Source organism: Clostridium amazonense (genome assembly GCF_056431285.1).
In genome coordinates this window covers 25,005-49,490 of record NZ_JBWKMH010000015.1, presented here as the reverse complement: position 1 = coordinate 49,490, position 24,486 = coordinate 25,005, and the positions used below count along the sequence as shown (strand labels likewise).

General features: G+C 25.4%; 27 protein-coding genes and 1 pseudogene. 11 read left to right on the top strand and 17 right to left on the bottom strand.

The genetic code is table 11. The features are described from left to right. Positions 1 to 3: 3 nt before the first annotated feature. The 3 genes from AC07E4_RS07730 to AC07E4_RS07720 all read right to left on the bottom strand — a co-directional run bounded on the left by AC07E4_RS07730 (position 4) and on the right by AC07E4_RS07720 (position 3,825). Positions 4 to 1,293, bottom strand: a complete 1,290-nt coding sequence (locus tag AC07E4_RS07730; protein WP_478216066.1) for an MFS transporter — start codon at positions 1,291 to 1,293, stop codon at positions 4 to 6. A 206-nt stretch (positions 1,294 to 1,499) separates the two neighbouring features. Continuing rightward, positions 1,500 to 2,270 (bottom strand): DUF2087 domain-containing protein, encoded by a 771-nt coding sequence (locus AC07E4_RS07725; RefSeq protein WP_040327381.1) that lies wholly within the window; start codon positions 2,268 to 2,270, stop codon positions 1,500 to 1,502. A gap of 211 nt (positions 2,271 to 2,481) precedes the next feature. Then, a complete protein-coding gene (locus AC07E4_RS07720; RefSeq protein ID WP_040327380.1) occupies positions 2,482 to 3,825 on the bottom strand; it encodes an MATE family efflux transporter in 1,344 nt (447 codons plus the stop codon). A 125-nt stretch (positions 3,826 to 3,950) separates the two neighbouring features. Between AC07E4_RS07720 and AC07E4_RS07715 the strand changes: the two genes are divergently transcribed. The 5 genes from AC07E4_RS07715 (at position 3,951) to AC07E4_RS07695 (ending at position 6,401) form a co-directional block, all read left to right on the top strand. After that, positions 3,951 to 4,844 carry a LysR family transcriptional regulator gene (locus tag AC07E4_RS07715; protein WP_040327379.1) on the top strand — a complete coding sequence of 298 codons (894 nt, stop codon included), beginning with the start codon at positions 3,951 to 3,953 and terminating at the stop codon, positions 4,842 to 4,844. A 404-nt stretch (positions 4,845 to 5,248) separates the two neighbouring features. Then, entirely contained in the window at positions 5,249 to 5,455 is a 207-nt protein-coding gene (locus AC07E4_RS07710) for a helix-turn-helix transcriptional regulator (protein ID WP_040327378.1), read from the top strand. Next, positions 5,456 to 5,917, top strand: coding sequence for a hypothetical protein (locus AC07E4_RS07705; protein WP_051540131.1), 462 nt, complete (start codon positions 5,456 to 5,458; stop codon positions 5,915 to 5,917). It abuts the gene before it with no gap. A 9-nt stretch (positions 5,918 to 5,926) separates the two neighbouring features. Next, complete coding sequence (locus AC07E4_RS07700) at positions 5,927 to 6,190, top strand: hypothetical protein (RefSeq protein WP_040327377.1); 264 nt, start codon at positions 5,927 to 5,929, stop codon at positions 6,188 to 6,190. Positions 6,191 to 6,206: 16 nt separating this feature from the next. Then, a complete protein-coding gene (locus AC07E4_RS07695) occupies positions 6,207 to 6,401 on the top strand; it encodes a hypothetical protein (RefSeq protein ID WP_040327376.1) in 195 nt (64 codons plus the stop codon). Positions 6,402 to 6,638: 237 nt separating this feature from the next. Here AC07E4_RS07695 and AC07E4_RS07690 read toward each other — a convergent pair whose 3' ends face one another. The 5 genes from AC07E4_RS07690 to AC07E4_RS07670 all read right to left on the bottom strand — a co-directional run bounded on the left by AC07E4_RS07690 (position 6,639) and on the right by AC07E4_RS07670 (position 9,232). After that, positions 6,639 to 7,427 (bottom strand): ABC transporter permease subunit, encoded by a 789-nt coding sequence (locus AC07E4_RS07690; RefSeq protein ID WP_478216065.1) that lies wholly within the window; start codon positions 7,425 to 7,427, stop codon positions 6,639 to 6,641. Beyond that, positions 7,427 to 8,305, bottom strand: coding sequence for an ABC transporter ATP-binding protein (locus AC07E4_RS07685; RefSeq protein ID WP_040327374.1), 879 nt, complete (start codon positions 8,303 to 8,305; stop codon positions 7,427 to 7,429). The genes AC07E4_RS07690 and AC07E4_RS07685 overlap by 1 nt, the downstream gene beginning before the upstream one ends. Continuing rightward, positions 8,298 to 8,420 (bottom strand): hypothetical protein, encoded by a 123-nt coding sequence (locus AC07E4_RS07680; RefSeq protein ID WP_278245505.1) that lies wholly within the window; start codon positions 8,418 to 8,420, stop codon positions 8,298 to 8,300. The genes AC07E4_RS07685 and AC07E4_RS07680 overlap by 8 nt, the downstream gene beginning before the upstream one ends. A gap of 134 nt (positions 8,421 to 8,554) precedes the next feature. After that, positions 8,555 to 8,872 carry a thioredoxin gene (trxA, locus tag AC07E4_RS07675; protein WP_478216064.1) on the bottom strand — a complete coding sequence of 106 codons (318 nt, stop codon included), beginning with the start codon at positions 8,870 to 8,872 and terminating at the stop codon, positions 8,555 to 8,557. A 57-nt stretch (positions 8,873 to 8,929) separates the two neighbouring features. After that, on the bottom strand, positions 8,930 to 9,232 hold the full coding sequence (locus AC07E4_RS07670; RefSeq protein WP_478216063.1) for a hypothetical protein: 303 nt from the start codon (positions 9,230 to 9,232) through the stop codon (positions 8,930 to 8,932). A gap of 226 nt (positions 9,233 to 9,458) precedes the next feature. Here AC07E4_RS07670 and AC07E4_RS07665 point away from each other — a divergent pair, with 226 nt between their 5' ends. Next, positions 9,459 to 9,776, top strand: a complete 318-nt coding sequence (locus AC07E4_RS07665) for an iron-sulfur cluster assembly accessory protein (RefSeq protein ID WP_478216062.1) — start codon at positions 9,459 to 9,461, stop codon at positions 9,774 to 9,776. Positions 9,777 to 9,863: 87 nt separating this feature from the next. Here the strand turns inward: AC07E4_RS07665 and AC07E4_RS07660 are convergent, their stop codons facing one another. Continuing rightward, positions 9,864 to 10,187 (bottom strand): thioredoxin family protein, encoded by a 324-nt coding sequence (locus AC07E4_RS07660; RefSeq protein ID WP_478216061.1) that lies wholly within the window; start codon positions 10,185 to 10,187, stop codon positions 9,864 to 9,866. Between the two features lie 337 nt (positions 10,188 to 10,524). Here AC07E4_RS07660 and AC07E4_RS07655 point away from each other — a divergent pair, with 337 nt between their 5' ends. Together AC07E4_RS07655 and AC07E4_RS07650 are read left to right on the top strand one after the other, a co-directional pair. Continuing rightward, positions 10,525 to 10,839 (top strand): hypothetical protein, encoded by a 315-nt coding sequence (locus tag AC07E4_RS07655; RefSeq protein ID WP_478216060.1) that lies wholly within the window; start codon positions 10,525 to 10,527, stop codon positions 10,837 to 10,839. Between the two features lie 21 nt (positions 10,840 to 10,860). Continuing rightward, positions 10,861 to 11,277, top strand: a complete 417-nt coding sequence (locus tag AC07E4_RS07650; RefSeq protein ID WP_430828820.1) for a hypothetical protein — start codon at positions 10,861 to 10,863, stop codon at positions 11,275 to 11,277. 162 nt (positions 11,278 to 11,439) lie between these two features. Here the strand turns inward: AC07E4_RS07650 and AC07E4_RS07645 are convergent, their stop codons facing one another. From AC07E4_RS07645 to AC07E4_RS07630, 4 genes are all read right to left on the bottom strand, one after another. Next, positions 11,440 to 12,537 carry an acyltransferase family protein gene (locus tag AC07E4_RS07645; RefSeq protein ID WP_430828819.1) on the bottom strand — a complete coding sequence of 366 codons (1,098 nt, stop codon included), beginning with the start codon at positions 12,535 to 12,537 and terminating at the stop codon, positions 11,440 to 11,442. An 18-nt stretch (positions 12,538 to 12,555) separates the two neighbouring features. Further along, positions 12,556 to 14,280 (bottom strand): methyl-accepting chemotaxis protein, encoded by a 1,725-nt coding sequence (locus AC07E4_RS07640; RefSeq protein ID WP_040327367.1) that lies wholly within the window; start codon positions 14,278 to 14,280, stop codon positions 12,556 to 12,558. A 202-nt stretch (positions 14,281 to 14,482) separates the two neighbouring features. Next, entirely contained in the window at positions 14,483 to 14,674 is a 192-nt protein-coding gene (locus AC07E4_RS07635) for a hypothetical protein (RefSeq protein ID WP_040327366.1), read from the bottom strand. A gap of 148 nt (positions 14,675 to 14,822) precedes the next feature. After that, entirely contained in the window at positions 14,823 to 16,475 is a 1,653-nt protein-coding gene (locus tag AC07E4_RS07630) for a GH3 auxin-responsive promoter family protein (RefSeq protein WP_478216059.1), read from the bottom strand. 194 nt (positions 16,476 to 16,669) lie between these two features. Between AC07E4_RS07630 and AC07E4_RS07625 the strand changes: the two genes are divergently transcribed. Both AC07E4_RS07625 and AC07E4_RS07620 read left to right on the top strand, forming a co-directional pair. Further along, positions 16,670 to 17,203, top strand: coding sequence for a biotin transporter BioY (locus AC07E4_RS07625; RefSeq protein ID WP_040327364.1), 534 nt, complete (start codon positions 16,670 to 16,672; stop codon positions 17,201 to 17,203). Next, the gene (locus AC07E4_RS07620) at positions 17,203 to 17,604 is read left to right on the top strand and encodes a DUF1284 domain-containing protein (protein WP_478216058.1); all 402 of its coding nucleotides are present in this window, start codon (positions 17,203 to 17,205) and stop codon (positions 17,602 to 17,604) included. Before AC07E4_RS07625 ends, AC07E4_RS07620 begins: the two co-directional genes overlap by 1 nt. Positions 17,605 to 17,651: 47 nt before the next feature. Here the strand turns inward: AC07E4_RS07620 and AC07E4_RS07615 are convergent, their stop codons facing one another. Together AC07E4_RS07615 and AC07E4_RS07610 are read right to left on the bottom strand one after the other, a co-directional pair. Beyond that, positions 17,652 to 18,116, bottom strand: a complete 465-nt coding sequence (locus AC07E4_RS07615; RefSeq protein WP_478216057.1) for a GNAT family N-acetyltransferase — start codon at positions 18,114 to 18,116, stop codon at positions 17,652 to 17,654. A gap of 160 nt (positions 18,117 to 18,276) precedes the next feature. Next, positions 18,277 to 18,717, bottom strand: a complete 441-nt coding sequence (locus AC07E4_RS07610) for a hypothetical protein (RefSeq protein ID WP_478216056.1) — start codon at positions 18,715 to 18,717, stop codon at positions 18,277 to 18,279. 201 nt (positions 18,718 to 18,918) lie between these two features. On the opposite strand from AC07E4_RS07610, the pseudogene AC07E4_RS07605 reads away from it, so the two are divergent. Next, positions 18,919 to 21,297 (top strand): annotated as a pseudogene (locus tag AC07E4_RS07605) (GxGYxYP domain-containing protein). Between the two features lie 114 nt (positions 21,298 to 21,411). Here AC07E4_RS07605 and AC07E4_RS07600 read toward each other — a convergent pair. Together AC07E4_RS07600 and cls are read right to left on the bottom strand one after the other, a co-directional pair. After that, complete coding sequence (locus tag AC07E4_RS07600) at positions 21,412 to 22,173, bottom strand: SDR family NAD(P)-dependent oxidoreductase (RefSeq protein ID WP_430828813.1); 762 nt, start codon at positions 22,171 to 22,173, stop codon at positions 21,412 to 21,414. Positions 22,174 to 23,034: 861 nt separating this feature from the next. Continuing rightward, positions 23,035 to 24,468, bottom strand: a complete 1,434-nt coding sequence (cls, locus tag AC07E4_RS07595; protein ID WP_478216055.1) for a cardiolipin synthase — start codon at positions 24,466 to 24,468, stop codon at positions 23,035 to 23,037. Between the last annotated feature and the right edge of the window lie 18 nt (positions 24,469 to 24,486).

Below are 24,486 nucleotides of genomic sequence, written 5' to 3'. Positions count from 1 at the left end.
GGATTATTCTAAATCCCATATATTAGAGTCATTTCTAAAAATCAAACAAGTGGCAACACCTAAAAATCCAAGTATTAAAAAGAACATTGCTGCACCAGAACCTTTTCCACTTCCAAATAGATATGTGAAAATTGAAATTGATGATTGCTTCTCCATAAATGGCTCAAATACAGTATCAACTAGTATACCACCTAAAGTATATCCTAATGGTATTGTGAAAAATTGTAATGCATTTCTTGCTGAGTATACACGACCTTGTATATTTATTGGAACATAATTTCTTAAAAGTACATCCATATTAGCATTCATAATGGGTATGCTAATCCATCCAAGTACTGCCCCAATGCACCAAACAGGAAGACTTTTACCAAAAGCTAAAAAAAAGTTTTCTGTACTCATAGATAATAGTAATGTGTTACATATAACTCGAACTCTACTCTTAGGTGCTGGAATTAGAGTTATAACTATACTCCCTATAAGCATTGCAATTCCAGAAAACATATTTACTATGCCATATGCAGTTTTTCCCCCTCCTTCTACTGAAAGTAGTAGAGCTGGAAGTGTTGCATTAAACATAGATGCAGTAAAATTAATTGCTGAAAGAAATAATATTAAGTCTAAAATTCCTCGATTCTTTCTTAAATATTGAATTCCTATTTTGGCTGCCTGTAAAATAGTTTCTTTTTTATCATCTATAAATGGTACTGAAGGAATTTTTATAAAAAATAACAATGTTAAAAATGCAATTGCAAAAGTTGTTAAATCAAAAAAAATCACTACTTCAATACTTGTCAATGATATTAATGCAGTTGCAATAATTGGTGCTAAAATACTATTCAATGAATTAGAGAATGTACGTATTCCACTTACTTTTTGATAATGTTGTTTTGGTGTTAAAAGACTTACGGCTACATCCGATGCAGGTTGTTGAAATGTGTTCATTAACCCATTTAAAGCATTAAGTATATACAAGTGCCAAATTTCTAAATTTTCCGTTTTTAAAAGAAATAATACAATTATTGTACAAAATGCCGCGAAAGTATCACTTACAAGCATAATACTTTTTTTACTCCACTTATCACTAATAGCACCAGCAAAAATGCTTATAAGCACATAAGGTGCATATGAAGAAACTGTTAATAGTGCTGTTGTTAATGCAGACCCTTTTTCCTCATAAGACCAAACAACTAATGCAAAATTAGTCATTGAACTGCCTAATGTGGAAAACGATTGAGTTAACCACAAAAGCAAAAAATTTTTAAGCTCATTAATTATTATTTTATAATTTTTCATTTTGACTTTGCTCCTTTTTATTTTATTAATTAATAATAAAAGCAAAGTCTCGATGGGCGAATTTTATTAACTTACTCTATGCAAAACGCCCTTTCTAGACTTTGCATAGAGCAAAAACAATGCACAATTTCATTTTTAAACTCTCCATTTTAACATTTATTTCCTAATTAGATAATACCACATATTTAATTTATTTTCTATTATAGTTACTCTTTTACCCAATAACTGCTACAATCATTAGAACGTTCAATAAACCCATATTCAACTAACGCTCTTCTAATTGTTGCATAATCTTCATATACTCGTTTTAAAATTCTATTTATTTCTTTTTCGGAATATTTTTTACCTTTTGAAAAATTCTTAACTATTTCAGTTAAAATTATAATTTTCTTCTTTTCTTTAGATGGAAATGTTTTTATTGCTCCAGTTTCATCAATGTAATTTTTAATAGTAGTTTCTCTTTCTTTATCTGTAATATTATATCTATCATCAATAGTAGTTGCTGTTTTATGTGCATCACATAACATCTCTTTATCTAATACAGTTAGATTTTTCTTTGCATTTGTTGATATTAATTCCATCATTGCTAAAAATAATCTTGCTTGCTTTTCCTTCTCACGTAACTTATAACGATGATTTCTTATTGTAGATTGTGCAACTCCTAATTTTATAGCTATTTCCTTATCACTTAATCCCATTGCCATTAGAAATAGTACTTCCCTTTGTACTTGTGATATACCTATAAATGTTGGGTTCATATTTAATAAATAATTTAATGTAGAACCATGCTTTTCAAGTATATGAATTTCCATAGCTTTTTTACAATCATAAAAATTAGAATTTATTTCATAGACTCTACCCTTTTCAAATTCTTCCTCACAAATTATGCATTTGTAGCAATCTTCTAGTTCAATATATCCTTTTTTTACTTCATCAACATTTGCCTCCCAAAATAATTCTTTATCATTTTCATTCATCTTATTCAACATCCCTTCATACTAATTTATATATTTATTATATAAGCAATTTTAAAATTTGTCTATAAATAAATAGACTTTTAATTATTTTGTTTGCGAATTAGTTTTCAATTTCAATATGCTATACAATAAAAAAACCTTTAAATTTACTTAATAAATTTAAAGGTTTTAAGTATTTACTAATTTTGTATAAGAAATTAATTAATTATCTCTATACACTAACATCTACTAACTGTTTATGCCAATGGCCTTTTTTGTAAAATATAACAGATAAAATAGTTCCAATTGCCCAACCAATTGGCCATGCATACCATATTCCAATAACTCCAAATTCCATTGATAAAACTTTTGCAAGTACAACTCTTAAAATTAAATCAGTAAAAGTTGCAAACATAAATAATTTCATTGCACCAGCGCCTCTTAATACTCCATCTGCAATTAATTTTGTAGATACTACAAAATAAAATGGTGAAACAATTTTTAAAAACTGAATACCAGTATCTATAGCATCTCCAGTACTTTGATTCATAAATATATGCACCATACTTCTTCCAAATATAAAATAAAGTATTACTATTGGTATGGAAATTACATATACCATTATAAGTCCACCACGGAAACCTTTTTTTATACGTTCCTGTTTATTTGCTCCTATATTTTGTGCCACAAAGTTTGACATTCCATTTCCAAGGGTTGAAAAAGATGTAATTACAAGATTATTAAGCTTTATAGATGCTGAATATCCAGCAATAACACTTGCTCCATAACTATTAATAATTCCTTGAATAATTATATTCCCAACTGAAATAAAACTTTGTTGAAGTATACTTGGAATAGCTATAGCTGAAATCTTTTTAAATATTTTTACAGAAAAAATCTTGCTCTTTTTCTCTGTATGTATTGTTGATAATCTTTTAAAAACTGTGACAAGTGCTAAAAGACAACTTACACCTTGACACAAAAATGTAGCCCATGCAACACCTGCAATACCCATATTAAAAGCTTTTACAAATAAGATATCTATAAACACATTTGCTGTAGATGATATTGCTAAAAATATAAATGGTGTTTTAGAATCCCCCATTGCTGAGAATATTCCTGTAGCTATATTATAGAAAAATAAGAATATAAGTCCACCTGTGTATATATTTAAGTAAAGCATTGAATCATCAAATATTTCACTTGGTGTATTAATTAAATGTAATAAAAAAGGACATAATAAAAATCCAAGTATCATTAAAGTTAAACATAAAACTCCACTTGAAATTAATGTAGTATTTACTGCAGTTTTTAATTCTGACCATTTTTTAGCACCAAATAATTGTGATACAATAACTGAACAACCAATATTGCAACCAAATGCAAATGCAATATAAATTAATGTTATTTCATATGAATTTCCTACTGCTGCAAGTGCATTTTCACCAACAAACTTTCCTGCTACAAGGCTATCTGCAATATTATATAACTGTTGAAATATAATACTTCCAAAGAGCGGAAGAGAAAATTTCCATAAAACCACTTCTGGTTTTCCAACGGTTAAATCCTTATTCATTTATAGTTCCCCCTAAAGTTATTTGTAATCCTATACATAATATAAGTATAAAATTTATTCAATATATTGTAAAATGATAATATAATATACTTATTATGAATTTTTTTCATGTCAGGAGGCTCACTATGATAAGTTATGATTATTACAAAGTTTTTTATTATGTTTGTAAATATAAAAATTTTACTAAAGCAGCAAATGTTTTATTAACAAGTCAATCTTCAGTTAGTCACACCATACATAATCTAGAACATCAGCTTGGTTGTAGACTTTTTACACGAAATAATCGTGGCATTGAATTAACACCCGAAGGTGAGCAACTATATGAATATGTAGCTATAGGATGTGAACAATTTCTTAAAGGTGAATCTGAACTTATTAATTCAATCAGTTTAGATGGTGGTATAGTATATTTAGGTACAACAGAAACTGCTCTTCACTGTTTTCTATTTGATGAATTAGATAAGTTTCATCTTAAATACCCAAATGTAAAGTTTAAAATTAATAATTTTTCAACAGATGAAGCTATAGATTCATTAAAAAACGGAGTTGTTGATATGGCTGTTACTGCAACTCCTTTTACTATATATCCTAATATGAATTATACAAACCTAAAAACTATTCAAGATATATTAATTGCAGGAAATACTTTCTGCCATCTTAAAGATAAATGTATTTCTTTAAAAGATTTAATAGATTATCCTATTATAAGTTTTTCTAATGGAACAAAATCAAGAGACTTTATGGAAGATGTATTTAGGCGTAATAAACTTTTATTATCTCCAAGTATTGAATCTGCTACATCAGATTTAATACTTCCAATGGTTAAACATAATTTAGGCCTTGGATTTATTCCAGAAGACATGGCCTTTGAATCAATAAAAAAAGGTGAAGTATTTCAGATTAATCTTAAAGAAATTCTTCCTAATCGATATATCAGTCTAATATACGATACACAACATCCTCATAGTTTAGCTTCAAAGGAATTCCAAAAGTTTCTTTTAAGACATAGTAATATTTAACATATAAACATTTGCTTAAAAATTTTCATTAAAAGTGACCATATCAAAAATGTAAGCACTTTTAATGAAAATTATATTATTAAAACAATTATAATATATACCTCCTTTTCTCATTACAATTTGAAATTCCAACAGTCTTATTGTGATTTTTTCATTCATTGTTCACCGTCAAATGTCAATAAAAAATATATATTAAAATTTAGAATTAAAATTATCAATTGAAAGAAAAAAATTTTCAATTGATAAATGTGTTGTTTAAATTTTCAACTTAGAACCCTATAATACCTCACTTTGCAATGTTAATTCAATATCCTATAAAATTAATATTGCAAAGTAAGCTTTACATTTTGTGCAAAGTATACTATACTTAAATTGTAAAGTTAACTTTACAAAGGAGGATTGCTTTGAAAACTAAAATTCAAGAATTACGAAAGAAAAATAAAATTTCGCAAGAAGAATTAGCACAGGCTGTTGGTGTTACAAGACAAACAATTACATCTATAGAACGTGAAAAATATACAGCTTCCCTTGTTTTAGCATATAAAATTTCTAAATATTTTAAACTTTCTATAGAAGAAGTATTTGATTTTTCAGATGTGGAGGAGATTTAAATGGATAGTTTTAAAAAATCAATTAAACTAAAGATGATATTATTAATAACTTTTAATATAATTGCATGCATTTTTATTGCATTTATAAATTATTATTCAACTAAACTTAACTTATTTGCAAATACAAGTAAAATAGCTAGTGGAAGAATACAAGGTTTTCAAACTGGTTTCTTTGTAGGACTAGAATTACTATTTGTACTTGGTATTATTAGATATAGAAAAGCTTTAAATAGCAATGATGAACTTAAAAAACTTTATATTGAAGAAAATGATGAAAGAAAAAAGCATATTTTAAGCAAAACTTCTTCAAGTAGCTCTACTGTTTCTTTAATTTTAATTGCTTTTCTTACTATAATTTCTGGATTTTTTAATGAAATAGTTTTTTATACCCTTGTTATGGTGTTGTTTCTTTTAAGTTTTATAAAAGTTGGATTTAAACTTTATTATTTGAAGAAATGTTAGGTGAACGACATGAAGAAGAATTTAAAAATTTTTTATATGATATTTATTATTATTTTGTTCATTATGCTTATATTTACTTTATTTGTAGATAAGTATCATGATTTAATGATGCCTATTGTTTTAATGATGATATCTATTAGTAATTTACTGAATATAAAAACTAATAAAGAATGCAATGAAGTTTTGAAAAACACAACTTTAGTTTGGTATATATCGCTAGTTATTGGAATATTTTTGTTTTCATACTGTATATTTGATATTTTTTTTATTTAATGGAGGTTATACTACTATGAAAAGTTCAAACAATTATATAAGGTTTGGTATATTATTTTATGCCATATTTTTACTATCAAACTGTTTTAATATACTTCCTGAATTTATAAAGGGATTTTTAGTAGGATTAGGTTCTTCATTGTTTATTGTTGGAATTTTTTCTAAAAATGATAAATGTAGAAATTATAAAATAGGACTATTTAAAAAATAAAGCTAAAATCATAGCCTTTAGTATAATAATTTTCATAATAGAGGTTATGGTTTTAGCTTTACAATCTTTCTTCTATATAATTAATCATTGTATCTATAACTAATTTATTATTTTTCCATAATTTCATCTACATTTTCAATGGTTTAAAATCCATAAGCAATTATTATAATTTCTACATGACCAAAAATAATAAATGAAGAAATAATCGTCATAATACACATTAAAGCTTTTTGTTATTTATGATTTTAAGTCTTTTCTTGTATACTTACTAAAAGCTATAGTTATCATTAAAAATGTAACAAATATTCCTAGAAATATAAGATTTAAATGTGGCTTACCACCACTTAATATATCAGCAGCATTTGCATAATAAAATGGAGTAAAATATTTTAATATTTCTGTATTAGGAATTATTCTTACAATCATATCTAAAAAATATAGTATTAAAGCAAAACCAATTCCTAATACTACACTTGTGTTTTTTTGAAAAGATGAAATAGCAAATGTAACTGCCCCAATTTCAAATTGCATAATAAGTTGTGTTAAATGATATGAAAAAAACTCTTTATATAAAATATCTTCTCCTATTATTTTAAAAGAGATTAATGAAATTACTATGCAAATAGCATTAAATATTAATATATTACATATAACAGCAATTCCTTTTTGAAGAACTACACTTTTTCTACTACATGGCAATGTAAAAAGAAATTCAGCTGTATGACCTTCTTCTTCTTTAGATAAAACACTTCCAGCAATTATAGCAGCAAACATTGAACCACAAATAGCAAAAACTGTTCCTATCTCTGTGCCATAAAAGCCCATTATTGTTCCAATATTAAGTTTATCAAGACCAAATGCATCTGAAAAACCTCCCATAGAAGAAAATTTATTAGCCATATCTGACATAGAATCTTTAAGCCCTGGAAACATGAGTATGAATGCTAAAATCATAATTGCAACTGACATTGACCAAATCATTAAGGTTTTTAATGACATTTTCATTTCATGTTTTAAAATAATCACTAATTAACACCTCCATCATAAAAATGCATAAATATCTCTTCCAGTGACGGTTCTTCAATTATAATATCCTTTATATTAATACCATTTAATGAATTAATTAGAATTGACATTTCTCCATTATATAAAAAACTTATACTTTCACTACTAACAGTAACATCATATATTTCATCTAATTTTTCAATATTATTTATACCATATATAGTAACTCTTCTTGATTTTGTTTTTGAAAGTGATTCTACAGTATCTACCTTAACAAGTTTTCCTTCTTTTATAATTGCAACTTTATTACAATATCTTTGAATTTCTCCAAGTACATGTGATGATAAAAATATTGTTGATCCCTCTTCATTTCTTTCCTTAATTAAATTAAAAAACTCTTGTTGCATAAGTGGATCAAGTCCAGATGTTGGCTCATCAAATATATATAATTCTGGTTTATGTTGCATTGCACAAATAATACTAACTTTTTTTCTATTTCCTAAAGATAGCTCACTTATCCTTTTCTTTTTATCTACTTTTAGTCTTTTGCATAATATTTCTGCCTCCATACTACAATCCTTTTTGTGGATGTCTGCTGCTAATTTTATAACATCGCAAACTTTCATATTAGGATAAAACATTGCCTCTGAAGGCATATATCCAATTCTTTTTAAAATATCCGTTAAATTATTTTTATTATTTTTACCAAACACTTCAATTTCTCCACTTGTTGGTGATATAAGTCCTAAGATACTTCTAATAGTTGTTGATTTTCCTGCTCCATTAGGACCCATAAATCCAAATATATCTCCTTTTTCAACAAATAAATTTAAATCAATAACACCTCTTGAACTACCATAACTTTTAGTAAAGTTTTTAATATTAATTACTTTATTCATTATCTTTATCACCTTTCAAATTATTAATATTAACCTTTGATTTATATACATTTAGCATAGAATTGAGAGTCTTTGTATCCCTTTTATCTATTACATATCTAAACCCTACTTTCATTCCTTTCTCCATTGATTGGACTAATTTAAACATAGCTTATTTAATATAAATAATCAACTACTTAAAACTAAGACACAAAAGAAGAATAGATTTAATCTATTCTTCTTAACAATAACTTTATTCAAGTATTAAAACTATAAATATGATTCTACCTTTTCTTTTAGGTTTTCTTTAGGTATAAAACCTATTAACCTATCCATTTCCTGTCCATTTTCAAATATTATTACTGTGGGTACTGTATTTACTTTAAATCCTCTTCCTAAAATTTCACTTTCATCTATATCAACTTTTAAAAAATCTGTTTTAAATTTCATTTCTTCTCCTAGTGAACTAAACACTGGTGATAGCATTTTACATGGACCACACCAAGTTGCAAAGAAATCAACTACAACTACGCCTTCTTTGTTTTCTACTAAGTTTTCAAATTCATTTATTTTTATTACTTTAGCCATTTTTAGTTTCTCCTTTTTATATCTTATATATAGTGTTGTAATCTAATATTTAAAATCTTAAAAGTAGATTTTGTCTTTATCTTTATAACAATAATAAATCTTTTCATTAGTTTCTATACTTAAAGAATCATCATATACAATTACTTCATTTATACTCTCATCATTAACTTCACATACAGTGCTTTCTTTAGACTTACCAAAACTTAAATAGCCTATATCTTTTTTAGGTTCATATCTAAAGAATATATGTGCATCCTTAATACTAATTTCTTCATCTTTAATTTTATTTTTTATTATAACTTCTACATATTGATTTTTTACAACTATATCTTGTAGCTTATATGTCAACTTATTATTCATATATTTTACCCTCATTAATGCGATTTTTATATCTTATTAAACCTTCCTTTTGTTTATGTTATTACTATATCAAAGTCATTTATTCTTCTCAATTAGGTACTTTTTCGTAACCACTATACAATAATTAAACAATATATTAGTATAAAATAAGAACGTCATATTTATTTTTTTAATAACAATGCAAATACTATAATAGCTAAAATATAAATTTATGGAGGTATTCAATATGATAATAAACATAACAAATTCCGCAAAATTAGCATTAAATAAATTATGTGAAAAAAATTTGACTAATTCAAAAACATTTAGAGTTTATTTAAAAGATATAGCTTGTAGTGGTGCTATTTTTTATATTACTTTAGACAATGCTAACCAAAATGATTTAATATTTGAAGTTGATGATTTTAAAATAATTATAAGTAAAGAACTTTGCTCTAAATTTACTGTTGTAAATATATATTACAATACTTCAGATAGTTTTGAAGACTTTAAAATTACTACAGACTTAGTTTGGAAAGATGAATATCACTATACTGGTCTATAAAACATAAAATGCTTTTATAAAAATAAGAACTTTAATTTATTATGAAATTAAAGTTCTTATTTTTTAAGTATATATTCGTAAAAAAAATTAAAATAACATATTGTAATATCGCTTTATTTTACTTTCGAGCTCTAATAAATCAATATTTCTACCAATACGTAATGTTTCTTTTCCATTTATATATAATAAAAATATTGGCAATGAAAAAACATTAAATTGAGCAGATAATTTAATATTGTTTTCACCATCTATCTCTACATTTTCAATTTTAGGATAATATTTTAATATATTTTCAACTTTAGTCTTTATAACATCACATGCACCACAATCTTTACCACTAAAATAGACAACTGTCATGGTGTTATTATTTATTGTATCTAAAACATCTTGTTCACTATTAACATTTTTCATGTCTACCACACCTTCTTCTAAAATTATTACAATCAACTATTCTAATTATACTGTTTTATTACAATTTACATACACTATTAGAATAAATTTATACAAATTATTTTAATGATGTATTATTTTATATTTATTTATGTAAAAATGTAATTTTACAAAGTTATACTGTTAAAATAAATTTTTATTAAATAATGCACTATAAACAGTTGTAAATCATATATTGTTTGTAGGGTTTCTATATTTAATTAAATTTATTTTACAATTTAAAATTACACTAAAAGTAAAGAAATCCTTTATATTATAAATTAAAATTAATAATATAATAAACTAAGGAGGCTATAATATGTCAAGTTATTCAGGTGTTCCAATAATTCACAAAGTAGAAGGGAAAATAAGTGGTTCAGGTGAATTTAAAGGTGATGGATTTTCTGTTAAATATGTATCAACTGGAGTTTATATAGTTGAATTCGAACATCCTTTTTTTTATCAACCACCTGAAATAAAAATGACTATTTCTGACCAAGTTCAAGGTGCAACCACTAAAATAATTTCAAGAAATCTTAATTCATTTAAATATTTTACTATTCAAATGGAACCAACTAAAATGTATTTAAAAGATTTTGATGTTAATTTTTCAGCAGAAGGTATGATAGATTAATAAAGAGGTGTATTTATAAAAATGAAAACATCAGGAGTTATAAGACGTATTGATGATTTAGGTAGCATTATTCTACCAAAGGAGGTTGGTGCAATGTATGGATTAGAAAATGAAGTAAAAACAAGATTTATAGATGGATCTATAGCTGCTGACGGTTCAATTTTAGATGGAACTGGCTTTAAAGTTACTCATGAGGCAACTGGCGTTTATATAGTAAAGTTTGATACTCCTTTCTATTTTTCACCACCAACAATTCAAACTTTAGTAGTAGATAATCCTTTTTTTGAGCCTTATGGATATAAAGCAGAAGTAGTAGGTACTGTAACTACACGTCAATTTAAATTTTTCACTTATGAAATAAAGGACCATGATTTAATTATGAGAGATATACCACTTGAATATTTTTATGTATGGGGATATAAAAAGCCAAATGAATAATTATATTAGAATATTATTGACACTATAAACTTTTTTAGGATTGATTTTAATCCTATCACTCACACCCAAATTTAAGAAGTGAGTGATTTTTTTATATTTATCTGTGAATTATAAAAAGGATAATACACTAACATCATAGTATATTACCCTTTCATTATAAATTTATGATAAAGCCATTTTTAGATTGCGCTTTTTTGTCTTATATTTTCCAATTGTAATACAAATTATATCGGTTGCAACAAAAACAGCTATAGATATACATAAAAGTTTTGCAGGCATACATGATAATTCTTCAATAATTAACATTAAGTATCTTAAAAGAATCCAATGGACACAATACATTAAATTACAATTTTTACTATACCTAGCCATAGCTTTTTGTATTATTTTAGGAAGATGTTTTGATGCAAAATAGCAAAGGCTTATCCAAAACAATGCAAATGTGCATAGAACAATATTCCCCATTATATCGTGATGATAATATTCTGTTTGATATAATTCACCAAAAGCTCCAAATTTAACATTATTTATATAAGAATAAATCCATAAAGGAATTGAAAGTGGAGCCGTTACCATAAATATATTTTTATAAAATAAATCCTTATTTGTACATCTTATAAGTAATTGTGCAAAGAAATATCCTAGTATGGGAAATGTAATCCAAGATAAAAATGGAAACCAGGCATAAGTATCTGTTCCCCAAATTAATCTAAAAAATCCATTAACAAATCCATTTTCAAAAGAAATTCCTCTTAAGAACATATTTAATGTAGCAAATACACACCAAAGTATAAAAAGTGTTATATTTTTAACATTGAATTTCTTTATAACAGCAAAAAACATGAAAGCTATTCCTGCAAAAGGTAAAATATCATTACCCCACCATAAGGTCCATCCTGTTTGAATATAGCTCATATCACCACTAACTTTTGCTAATATAGTATATGGAATAAAATCTCTAATGAAATTTAAAATATATCCTAATAAAAATAGCCATATACCTCTCTTAAACAATGTTTTTGCATCACTTTTCTTTGAGTATATTATTCCAGCTCCAAGCAACATCATAAATATTGGAGCAGCTGGTGGACTACCAATAAATTCAATAATTCTATTGTAGCTACCTAATTCTACTTTTGGAGCTAAAAAAACTTCATTTGTATGAACAAGTATCATAAATATAATAGCTAATCCCTTAGCTAAATCTAATTCATTTTGACGACCTAAATTAATTTTATCTTTTGTAAAAAGTTTTTCCAAATTTACATACCTTCTATTCTATATTTTTAAATCTTTAACTAATTCCTGTAAGTTATTACTTCTTGTTTTTGTATTTTGAATTTGAGTGAAAATATCTTCAGATTTATCATTGATATTACTTATGTTTTTACTAATACCAGTAACTTCTTCCGCTGTTGTATTAGTAACTAAAACTACATCATCTATTGATTTTCCTATAGATGTAACTGTTTCATTTAATTCATTTGTTGATTCAAAGAAATTATTAAATAATCCTGTCATTGTACCAGAATCATCTACATATTGATTTCCTGTTTCTAAAAACATTTCATAATCTTTAAGAACTTTTGTATCTAAGAAATTAAGAACTTTTTTTGAGTCATCAACTAGTTTCTCAACAGAATCAACAGCCAAAATAGCCTTTTCTTCAATTAATGAGCTTACCTTCTTTGACTCTTCTGCAAGTTTCCTTACTTCATCTGCAACAACAGAAAATCCTTTTCCATTTTCTCCTGCTCTAGCTGCTTCGATAGATGCATTTAATGCAAGTAAATTTGTTTGTTCACTAATTTCTACAATCATATCAGTACATTCCATTATTACTTTTATATCATTAGCTTTTTGCATAGATGATCTTAAATTACTTTGAACTTCTGAGTATATTTTATCAACATTTTCCTTAGAATTAGTTACTGTGTTACTTAAATCTCTAGAATTTTTAGTTATACAATCACTTTTATTTACTCCACTAGCTGCATCTTCTTCAATTTCCTTAATAACATTATTAACAATTGATGAGTCTGATTGCATTTGTTCTACTGATGCAGTTGTTTCTTCCATAGCTTCAGAAACATTTTGTGATACTGTTGCTATTTCATTAACTTCCTTAGTCAGATTATAAATATTATCATAAGTTTCTTCGATAGATTGATTAATCATATTACTTTCATCTTTTATGTTTAATACAATATTTTTTATACTTTCCCTAGTATGTTCTATAGCTGATGCTATAAGACCAATCTCATCTTTTTTCTTTAAAAAGTTTTCATTAACTTTTACTGAAAAATCACCTTTTGACATTAATGTAAGGTTATTTTTTAGTTCATTTATAGGCTTTGTTATAAATTTTATAATAAATGCATATGCACCAAGTGCTACTATAAGACAAACTAACCCTAAAATTGCTTGAACTTTAACTAGTATTTTAAATGCTCTAGCTGAAACCTCTTTTTGAGGAATATCTGCCGCCAATGCTCCTAACACTTTTCCATTATCATCTTTAATTGGAACAAAGCATGACATGTATTTTCCCCATTCTTCATTATTCATTACTTTTGTGTAAGATTCTTTTCCATCTAAGGCCTTTTTCATCTCATCTACAACATCATTAGGATCCATAACTAATCCTAAAGTATCAAGTGTACCATCAGCGAAAGAATTAGCAACTACACCATACTCTATACCATTTTCCTGATTTTCATTATATGTATATAAGTACATTAAGTTATTTTCATTTACAATGTCAGTTAATTGCCCTTCAAGTCTAACATAATATTCATCTTCTATACTTTTTGACTTTGTAACTTCCTGTAATTTATTTTTATCAATCATAGTCACTATTGATCTAAGTGTTTTAGTCCCTTCTTCTGCACTCATATTAACAGCTTCTTGGCTTATAACTCCCCACCCACAAATGGATGAAAATATAAACAATACAATAAACAATATAATAATGTTTATAAATGCTTTTTTTCTTATGTCCATATTTACGTCTCCTTTTCTTTAAAATCACTTTCTATTTTCGTGGAAATTTATAAGAACTTTATATATTTATTTGAAAAGTAGTATTTTTATTGGAAATTATGTAATATTAAGTCGCATTAAATAATTTCATAGTATTAATTGTTAAAAATAAAAGAATTATGTAGTAAATTCATCTTATTTACTACATAATTCTTTCTACACTCTACTCTTCATATAATTTTTCATCTAATATTTTATTTAATTTATTTTCAAGTCTCCATAATTTTTTTTGCTTTTTATTGTAAGCAACCATATTATTCTTATTATTTTTATGCATATCAATTAATCTAATATATTCTTTGTCCGCAATTTTAACTGCATCTTTAATTACTAATAATTCTTCCTTAGTAAACATTATATATCTCCTCCTAATACTTTAAAACTTAACATATCAATTTAAAAATTGACTTAATAATTATATCATAAAATCCTACATTTTTTTAATAATTTAAAAGCAAAGCAATATTTATTATCTATATATTATTGTTGTAACTTCAAAACATCTATATATTTTCAATAAATTTTATCAATTCTTCTTTATTAATTACTCGAGGGATTTTTAATTGATATTTAGAAGTTCCTTTACTTATCATATATAATTTTATTTTTTCAAAACTTTTTGTAGGCAATAAAATAACTTTTGGCTTATTTAGCTTATTATAATCTCTAAATCTCTCATACGCTTTATTGCTAAATTTTAATTCGCTATCTAATTTATTTTCTATAATTAACTTTGAACATTTATTAACTTTTAATTCAATATAAAATATATATCGCCCCGGTGTTCTAGAATTATCTGGTCTTGTAGTATAATCAATCATTTCTAAATTAAGTTTTTTCATAGTGTTATTTATAGCTACATTTATGTGTTCTTCTGTAGTCTTTTCAGATACCATATTTAAACATTGATTTTTTCTATAGAGAAATTCTACCTCTGGAGAATTATTATAAAATCCAACAACCTTAACAATATCACCCATTCTATATCTATAAAGACCTGCCTTATTAGTTATAACAATTTCATATTCTTCCCCAATTGATAGTTCACTTAACATATACGTTTTTATATTATCTCTATCCATATCTTTAACTTTTATAAATTCAAAAAAAGCACTATCTGGTATTATTACATAATTGGGTTTGCTAAAACAAAGATTTATTCCAATGGTACATTCTGATGCAGCATAGGCACTTGAATATATAGGTACATTTTCAATATAGTATTTAACTTTATCATCATAAATTTTAAAAGGCCCTCCTGTAACAGTAGTTATTACCATAAGGTGATTCCATACTCTTCTTGCTATGCCCTTAAACCCTTTACTTCCCTCTATCCTAAGCTTATTGGCCCTTATTTTCATAGGTATCAAATAAGAGTTTAGTTTTTTTCTCACAGCTTCATCTATATTTAAATTTTCATTAACTTTTCCATTACCAATATCATAAATTAATATGTTCCAATTTTCTTCCATAACTCTAAAAAAATCTAATATGCTTGAAATAAATGTTGCACCAATATAGGTTAAATCCTTATTAGCTAATGCAAAAAGTATATGCAAATATAACGCAGTTTCTTTATCTTCAAGTTCTAAAACCTCACTAGGTGTTGTCCATATTAGTGGAATAATATTTTTAATAGATTTCATTCCACCTGATGTAGCTGCTCCTATTGGAATTCCATTTTCACTTTTACTTTTAACTACCATATCGCTTAACATTACGCCTTTACCATAATACCACTTACTTTTTAAATTATTAAATATTACCACTTCAGTTAGTGCACCCATATAATTTTTTGCACATTTTCTACTATTTTTTGTCACTGGAATAAATTTTTGATTTCCAGTAGTTCCAGAAGTACGACTAAAATAAGCTATATCATCTTTAGTCAGAATATTTTTTTTACCACAATATATTTTATCTATATAACATTTGAAATCCATATAAGTGTTTAATGGTACATTATTTATAAAATCTTCAACATTATGAATTTTACTGTAATTATATTTCTTTCCATATTCCGTGTTTTTATTATAGTTTATTATTTTATATAATACATTATTATTTACTTCTTGTGCATTAAGTGTATCATTATTAAGCTTATTTAATATATGATTTCCCTTCTTTAAAATAGCATTTATTACTGTCTTATTCATACTTTATCTCACCTTTTAATTAAGTTTATTTTTATAATATTCAATTCTTTTAATACAAGTGACGTATAAAAATAATAATCTTATCCACAAATTGCTATTTAAACTTGACATATATAATAATAAATATTAAATTATATATGTAAACCTTGTTGATTTTCCGAGTTTACTATTGTTGATTTAAAAGGAGTTTTTATATGAAGACTAAAGATTTAATAATTTGCTCATTATTTGCTGCAATAACTGCAATACTTGCTCAAATTTCTATACCATTTCCAGGAGGTGTTCCACTTACAATGCAAACATTAGCAATTTCCTTAACAGGAATACTTTTAGGTGCAAAAAGAAGCTTTATATCCCAATGCATATATATGCTTTTAGGGGCTATAGGTCTTCCAGTATTCGCATCTTTTGCAGGTGGACTACAAATTATTTTAGGACCAACTGGTGGGTTTATATTATCATTCCCATTAATGGCTTTCATAATTGGATTTATATGTGAAAAAACTAATAATAAGTTTATATTATTTTTAGCTATGATTTTAGGTTCTATTGCAAACTATGCTATAGGTACACTCCAATTTTCATTTATAACTAGTTCTACTCTTGGAAAATCTTTTATGTTATGTGTAGTTCCATTTATATTTACAGGAGTGCTAAAATCAATTTTAGCAACTTTGATTGGTGCAAAACTTAGGGAAAATAAATCTATAAGAGGAGTATTAAGCTAATGAAATTAAGACCACATCATTTAATGTGTACCCAAGGATATGGTGGCAAAGGATATGATAAATCATTTGTAGAAAATATGAATTATATTACTAATGTAATAAAAAATGATAAAAATGCAATAATAGAATTAGTATTTTCTACTGATGATATTTGTAAAAGTTGCCCTAATATGAAGGGATTAAATTTATGCAATACTAATAATAAAGTTAAATCTATAGATAATAAAGTTATAAAATATTTTAACTTAGAAGAAAAAAAGTATAATTATCATGACATAGTAAATTTCATTAAAGAAAATATTACAGAAGAAATCATGGATGATATCTGTTCTCTTTGTGAATGGTATTCTATAAGTAACTGTAAAAATGTAATGTGTAATAAGAATAAAGATAAAAAATAGAACATCTTATACGTTAGATGTTCTATTTTAATGTGAACATTTATTATTTATGATTTTATCATTATTAAAAATTCTGCTTTTTCTTGAGGCGTTTTAATGCTTTTTACATCTAATTCTTTAAATCCAAATCTTTTATAAACATGTATTGCTCTATTATTAAAACTTCTAACCATTAATTTAATAGGTTTGTTATTACAATAAATTTTAGTATAATCAAGTATTATAGGCATAATACTTTTACTATGTCCTTTTCCGCAATAATTAGGTTTTAACCCTATTCCAAATGTAAATTCATTTTCTTTTTCAACCAATCTAAAGTAACCAATTAATTTATCATCATTATATAAAGATTTAAACTCTCTATTTCTAGTTGATTCATCAGTAAATCCAAAACCTAATTCTTTAGCAATTTCAAATGTAGGTAAATTATAAATTGAATATTCATTGTCATATCTCCAATTGCAAATCTCCTTTGCATCTTTTTCTGAAAATTCCCTAATCGAAAATTCCATGATACCCCTCCTTTTTACAGGATTAAAATACCATTCATTATATTTTACGTCAACACTATATATGTGTTTAGTTAAATTTATAAGTACGTTATTTCATACTTTCTTAATAAATAAAATTCATAAATTTACAACAAATTAAACGTATTATTATTATACATACCTATATACCAAATATAGGTTGATCTTTTTCTCTTAAATAAATCTCTTCAATTGCTGATAATGAGTATGAATTTGCTACAATTCCTAATAAATTTGCCATATTGATTTTTCTATTAGGATCTAGTGAGTACTTATAGTCTCCATTATTAGATCTTTCAAGTAACATATCATATTTAGTAAATCCAATTTGTGTAAAAACAATTCTTGTAAGCATAAAAATATATGATGCTTGCAATGCTGGTATATCTGGATTAGGAACATTTTTAGCATTAGAATCATATTGTGCATAAACTAAGTCGATACTTTCTAGTGTAGAAATATATGAAAGAATATCTGCATATATAGCTAGTAATCCCATATTTTTTTGAATATTTAATAATTCTAGACTTTTTAAATCAAAATCACTTAAATTAATATTTTTATTAGAATTATTATTTTGCACATAATCATCTCCCATATTATTTCTATAATATATAATATAATTTTTTCCTTATATTGGTGCAAATTTGTAATATGAGTTATTGTGCTATTAAATTTAGAATGTTAACTTCTTTACTAATATGAATAAATCTAATTATTTTAAGAAAAGCTAATGTAAGATTATTTCTAATTTACTTAAAATATTATATTGGAGGTTTTATAATTGAAAAACTTTTTTAAAAATTTATTAATATTAGCTATTATTATAATTTTTTCCTTCGCACCTATAAATTCATATTGCAAAGATGTTCCTAATTTAATATTAAAAGAAAATTCTTCTAATAATTCTTTAGCCCCACACCATTTTAGAACAACTCTAAACACAAACTTAATAAGCAATAAATCCTTAAATCTATCTGGATTAGATAATTTAAACATCTCTGGCAGTGGGCAATTTTCCGAAAATGGACTTTCATTAATTCAATCATCAATAAAAAAAGATGTACCAGTAACTGTAATTGATCTAAGGCAAGAATCTCACGGATTTGTAAATGGTATTGCTGTAAGTTGGGAAAATACTACTAATAACTCTAATGTTAATTTAAAAACTATAGATATTTTAGATGACGAAAACGAAAAATTAAATTCTCTAGCTATAAATAAACCTACAACATTTAATAATACTAAAAATACAGTTGTTGTAAATAATGTACAAAATGAAAACACCCTTACTAATTCTAAAAATATTAATTATGTTCGTATTCCTGTCACTGATGGTAAGTTACCTTCCGAAGATATGGTTAATTATTTTATTAATATTATTAAAAATAGTCCTGAAAATACCTGGTTTCATTTTCATTGTAAAGAAGGAATTGGTAGAACTACAACTTTTATGATAATGTATGATATAATGCAAAATTCTAATACTATTTCTTTAAAAGACATAATTGACAGACAAATTTTTTTATCTAATATGACACCTAAAAGTTCCGCATCATTTTATTCTGGCCCTAGATATGAATTTCTAAATAGCTTTTATAATAAATATAAAAACGATGAATATGGGTTATCATGCAGTGTATTTAATACTAAAATAGAATATGATTCATATATAAAAAATACAATAATTCCTAAATATTTATATGTAATATCTGAAAATGATATGTCTAAAGCTGAACAAACTATGATTGCTACATTACAAGGGCTTATTTCTAACAAATCTTCAAGTCAAATTTATATTCTTAGTTCTAATGAACCTGACTACAAGCTTTGGCTTAAAGATTTAAAAGATAGTTATAGTGTTAAAATTAAATATGTAAAAGACCCCTGGAAATTACTAAATAATTTTAGTTCATATATTGATGGGTACATTATATATAGCAATTTTAGACTCCCTTCTATTAATAATGCTTGTTCTCTTGCTTCATTAAAAGATTCTATAGCAATAGATGAATCTTTAGAAAATAAAGTTAAAAGTTATGGTATAACTAAATTAACTTATGATTGCAGAAACACTGATAAATATTGGGCATATAAAAATCTTTGGAATTCAGGACTAAATCATTCTACTGTCATTGAATTATCACCCTATCAATCAATACCCTTACGGGATTATGCAATAATGTCAAAATCACTTATATTCTATGAAAATGATATTAATGATACTACTCTAAGAGAATCTATATTTAAAAATATGGATTCAACTGCTCGTTGCCTAGGATGGGGACCTGATGAACATAAAAATGTTAGTATCTCATCTAAATTTGGTGTAGATATGATTGCAGCAGACTGGTCATACAATTTATCTGTATTAAGTTCATATCCAACAAAACAATATTCTAAATTTGATACTAAGAATTCCTTAGATAATAGTGATGGTTATCATTATGTAACATTTATTATGTCTGATGGCGATAATCAACAGTGGTTACTTGGAAACAATTATAGTTCTTAAAATTGGTATGGCTCAAATTACAGAAAAGATTTACCTCTAGGTTGGTCTATAAGTCCTTCAATTTACTATTTAGCACCAACAGTATTTGATAAATATTATAAAGATTTTAATAATCAAAGTTTTTTGGTTCCTCCATCTGGTAATGGATATATGTATCCTAGTAAATTTCCCAATGATAAATTAACAGAGTATACTAGTTCCTTAAATCAGTATATGGAATATACTAATCAAAATTATGTTTTAATTCTTGATGATAAAGCTTTTTATAATAAAGATTTATGGGATAAATATACTTCTAATGAAAATATAGATGGTCTCTTGTATTTAGAATATGATAAAAATAACTCTTATAATGGTGAAATACTTTGGTCAAATAAAAAACCTATAGTATCCTGTAGAGATTTGCTTTGGGAAGGTCTAGAAGACGAAACTCAATTAATTAATAATATTACTGAGCGTGTTAAATTAGGTTACACAGATGTTAAAAATCCCAATTCCTATACATTTGTTTACGTTCATGCGTGGAGTAATACACTAGATAATGTTAACGATGTTATTGAAAAACTTAGAAAAAATCCTAGTGTAAAAGTAGTGTTGCCTAATGAATTTATGCAATTAATAAAAAATAATGTCTCACCTAAAATTTAACACATGAAAATGCATATGTTGAAAATTTAATAAAAACTAAAAGACTATTGATAAACTAAAATTCATCAATAGTCCTCTTAAATTTATTATATTTTAATAAAAAATAAATCCATACTAACCAACTATTCCACCATCTACAGAAAGAATAGCTCCACTTATATAGGATGCTAAATCTGATGCTAAGAATAAAAATGCATTTGCAATATCTTCTGGAGTTCCTAGTCTATTTAATGGAATATTCTGAGCCATTTTATTTATTATATTAGGATCCAATGCCTTAACCATATCTGTTTCTATTATTCCAGGTGCTATAGCATTAACTCTTATTCCATCTTTTCCAAGTTCCCTTGCTAGTGACTTAGTAAGTCCATTTACTGCAAATTTTGAAGTTGGATATCCACATCCAGATTTTTGTCCATATATACTAACCATAGAACTTGTATTTAATATTACACCTTTTTTATTTTCTTTCATTATTTCAGCCACTACTTTAGAACAATTAAAAACTCCTTGCACATTAATATCCATAATTTTAGCAAAATGATCATCATCATATTCATAAATTGATTTACTATCACTTATACCTGCATTATTTATTAATACATCTATAGTTCCCCATTTTTGTAACACTTTCTTTGTCATGTCTTTAACTTCATTTATGTTTGATAAATCTGGAGAAAAACCAATAACATCAAATTTTGTATCTATTTTATTCAACTCATTCAATGCTTTTTGAACAGTTTCTTGTTTAGATCCACACAAAGCTACTTTAGCCCCATGATTTAAAAATAATTTTACTGTTTCAAATCCTATACCTCTTGTGCCACCTGTAACTATAACTACTTTTCCTTCTATACTTTGTGATAAAATATTCATACCTTTTTCTCCTTTCATTTGCAATTTATATATTTATAATATTACATTAAATATATATTTTATACCAATTAACATTTTTTGAATTTTTTAAATTAATTAAAAAGTAAGAGTAAAAAGTGAATAGTTATGGTGAATATTACTCGCTTCACTTTTAATATTTAAAATAGAAATATATAAAAACTACATTTTTATATTGTTTTCAACTAATTTGCTCTGCAAATTTAATAAAAAATCTTTCTTTAAAATTGGAAATCCAATTTTTACATTCACTTTCCATTTTCAATTTTCAATTAAATTAATTAGAACTCTCAATTGAAACATAAATAACTTAAAGTTTTAACTTGTATTCCTATATAGGGTTCCAAGTTCAAATTCCAAATAACATCTTTCTCAATTGAAAAACTTTTTTATTTCATCAAGAAACAGGAATTATTTAAATTAGTATTTCTTTAAAAATTGATTTAGAAAATCTTATTAATTTGTGTTTTATTTTCAAGACCTGAACCCAAGGACGGGTTCAGCGACTGCCTAGACAGGACGTCGTGTGAACTAAATTTAGAAATATGTAATTGAGAATTCAATGTATATTTTTTATAAATCAAGGAAGTAATTCACATCAATAATGGTATTTTATTAATGTGAATTGCTAACGAAGAGTTATGAAAAATAGACTAGAATTTAATTACATAGCTCTTAATTTAGTTCACTAATAGCCGTTTAGTCTTGGAAATAAAATGGCAAATTTATTAGAGTTTCTTTGAGATTTTTATGAATAACGTTTTAAATAATTACTGTTTCTTGGAATACTACTATTCTCATTTAATATTTGAATAATTTCATTTTTCAGCTTGTAACCCTATATTAAAGTATTGATGAGAATAATTTAGATATTCCTTCTTTTAGTTTTACTATTTTAGATCTATTATTATATCTTTCTAATGTTAATTCTTCTGATTTTAATAAATCATTTTCAAATGCACTTTTTTGTTTTCTTGAAATTTCATTTGAATATATAAATGCATTAACTTCAAAATTTAATTCAAAACTTCTAGTATCCATATTAGCCGTTCCAATTGAACATATTTGATCATCAATCACTACTGTTTTTGCATGAAGAAATGCATTTTTGTCATAATGATATACTTTAACTCCTGATTCCAATAAATCGCCAGCATAAAATATATTAGCCCAAAAAACAAAAGGATGATCACCTTTTCCCGGAATCATTATTTTTACATCAACACCTGACAATGCAGCAAGCTTTAAACTATCTGATATACTATTATCTATAATTAAATATGGTGATTGAATATAAATATACTTTTTCGCTTTTTGTATCATTTTTAAATATCCAAATTTTATTTCAAAAGTATCACTAATATTAGGACCACTAGATACTATTTGTATGGCGTCATTTCCTTCTTCGTTAAAGTCTATTGTTTTCATAAGTGCATTTTCTAAATCAATATTTTCTTTAGTAGCATACTTCCAATCTGCCAAAAAACGTAAATTTAAATCTTTAACTGCATCTCCTTTAAACTTTATATGAGTATCTCTCCAATAACCAAATTTATGACTTTTACCTAAATATTCATCTCCAATATTGAAACCACCAACAAAGCCTATTTTATTATCAATAACAACAATTTTTCTATGATTTCTGAAATTCATATTTAAATTTATAATTTTAAGCCATGATGGGAAAAATTCTCCTATCATTCCACCGGCATCAATAAATTCTTTTAATACTTTTCTATTTAAAGCTCTGCTTCCTACAGAATCATAAAGTAATCTAACAGCTATTCCCTCTCTAGCTTTTTTCTCTAGTAATTTTAATATTTTCATACCAATCTCATCATTTTTAAATATGTAAAATTCAATATTTATACTTTTTTGCGCTAAGCTAAGACTATGTAATAACTCATCAAAAAAATCTTTTGAATCTGTAAATAAATCTATATTATTTTTCTCTTTATATGGTGAATAGCTCATTTTTTCAATGGATTCTATAATATCTTTATTATTTTTATTTATATGTTCCAAATGATTGCTAATTTTATTTTGTTCTAAATAAGTTTTATACGTTTCATATTCCATTTGTTTTATTCCAAACATATTGTTTTTATTAAGTTTCCTACCTATTAGTAAAAATATTACAAATCCCACAAGTGGAGCAATATACAATACTAGTGACCATGCCACAATACTATTGGCAGAACGTTTTTCTTTAAAAACCATATAAAATATAGTTACCAAGTTTATAATATGAATTAATGTTACAATAATCTTTATCATTTGTTGTTCACCTCATTT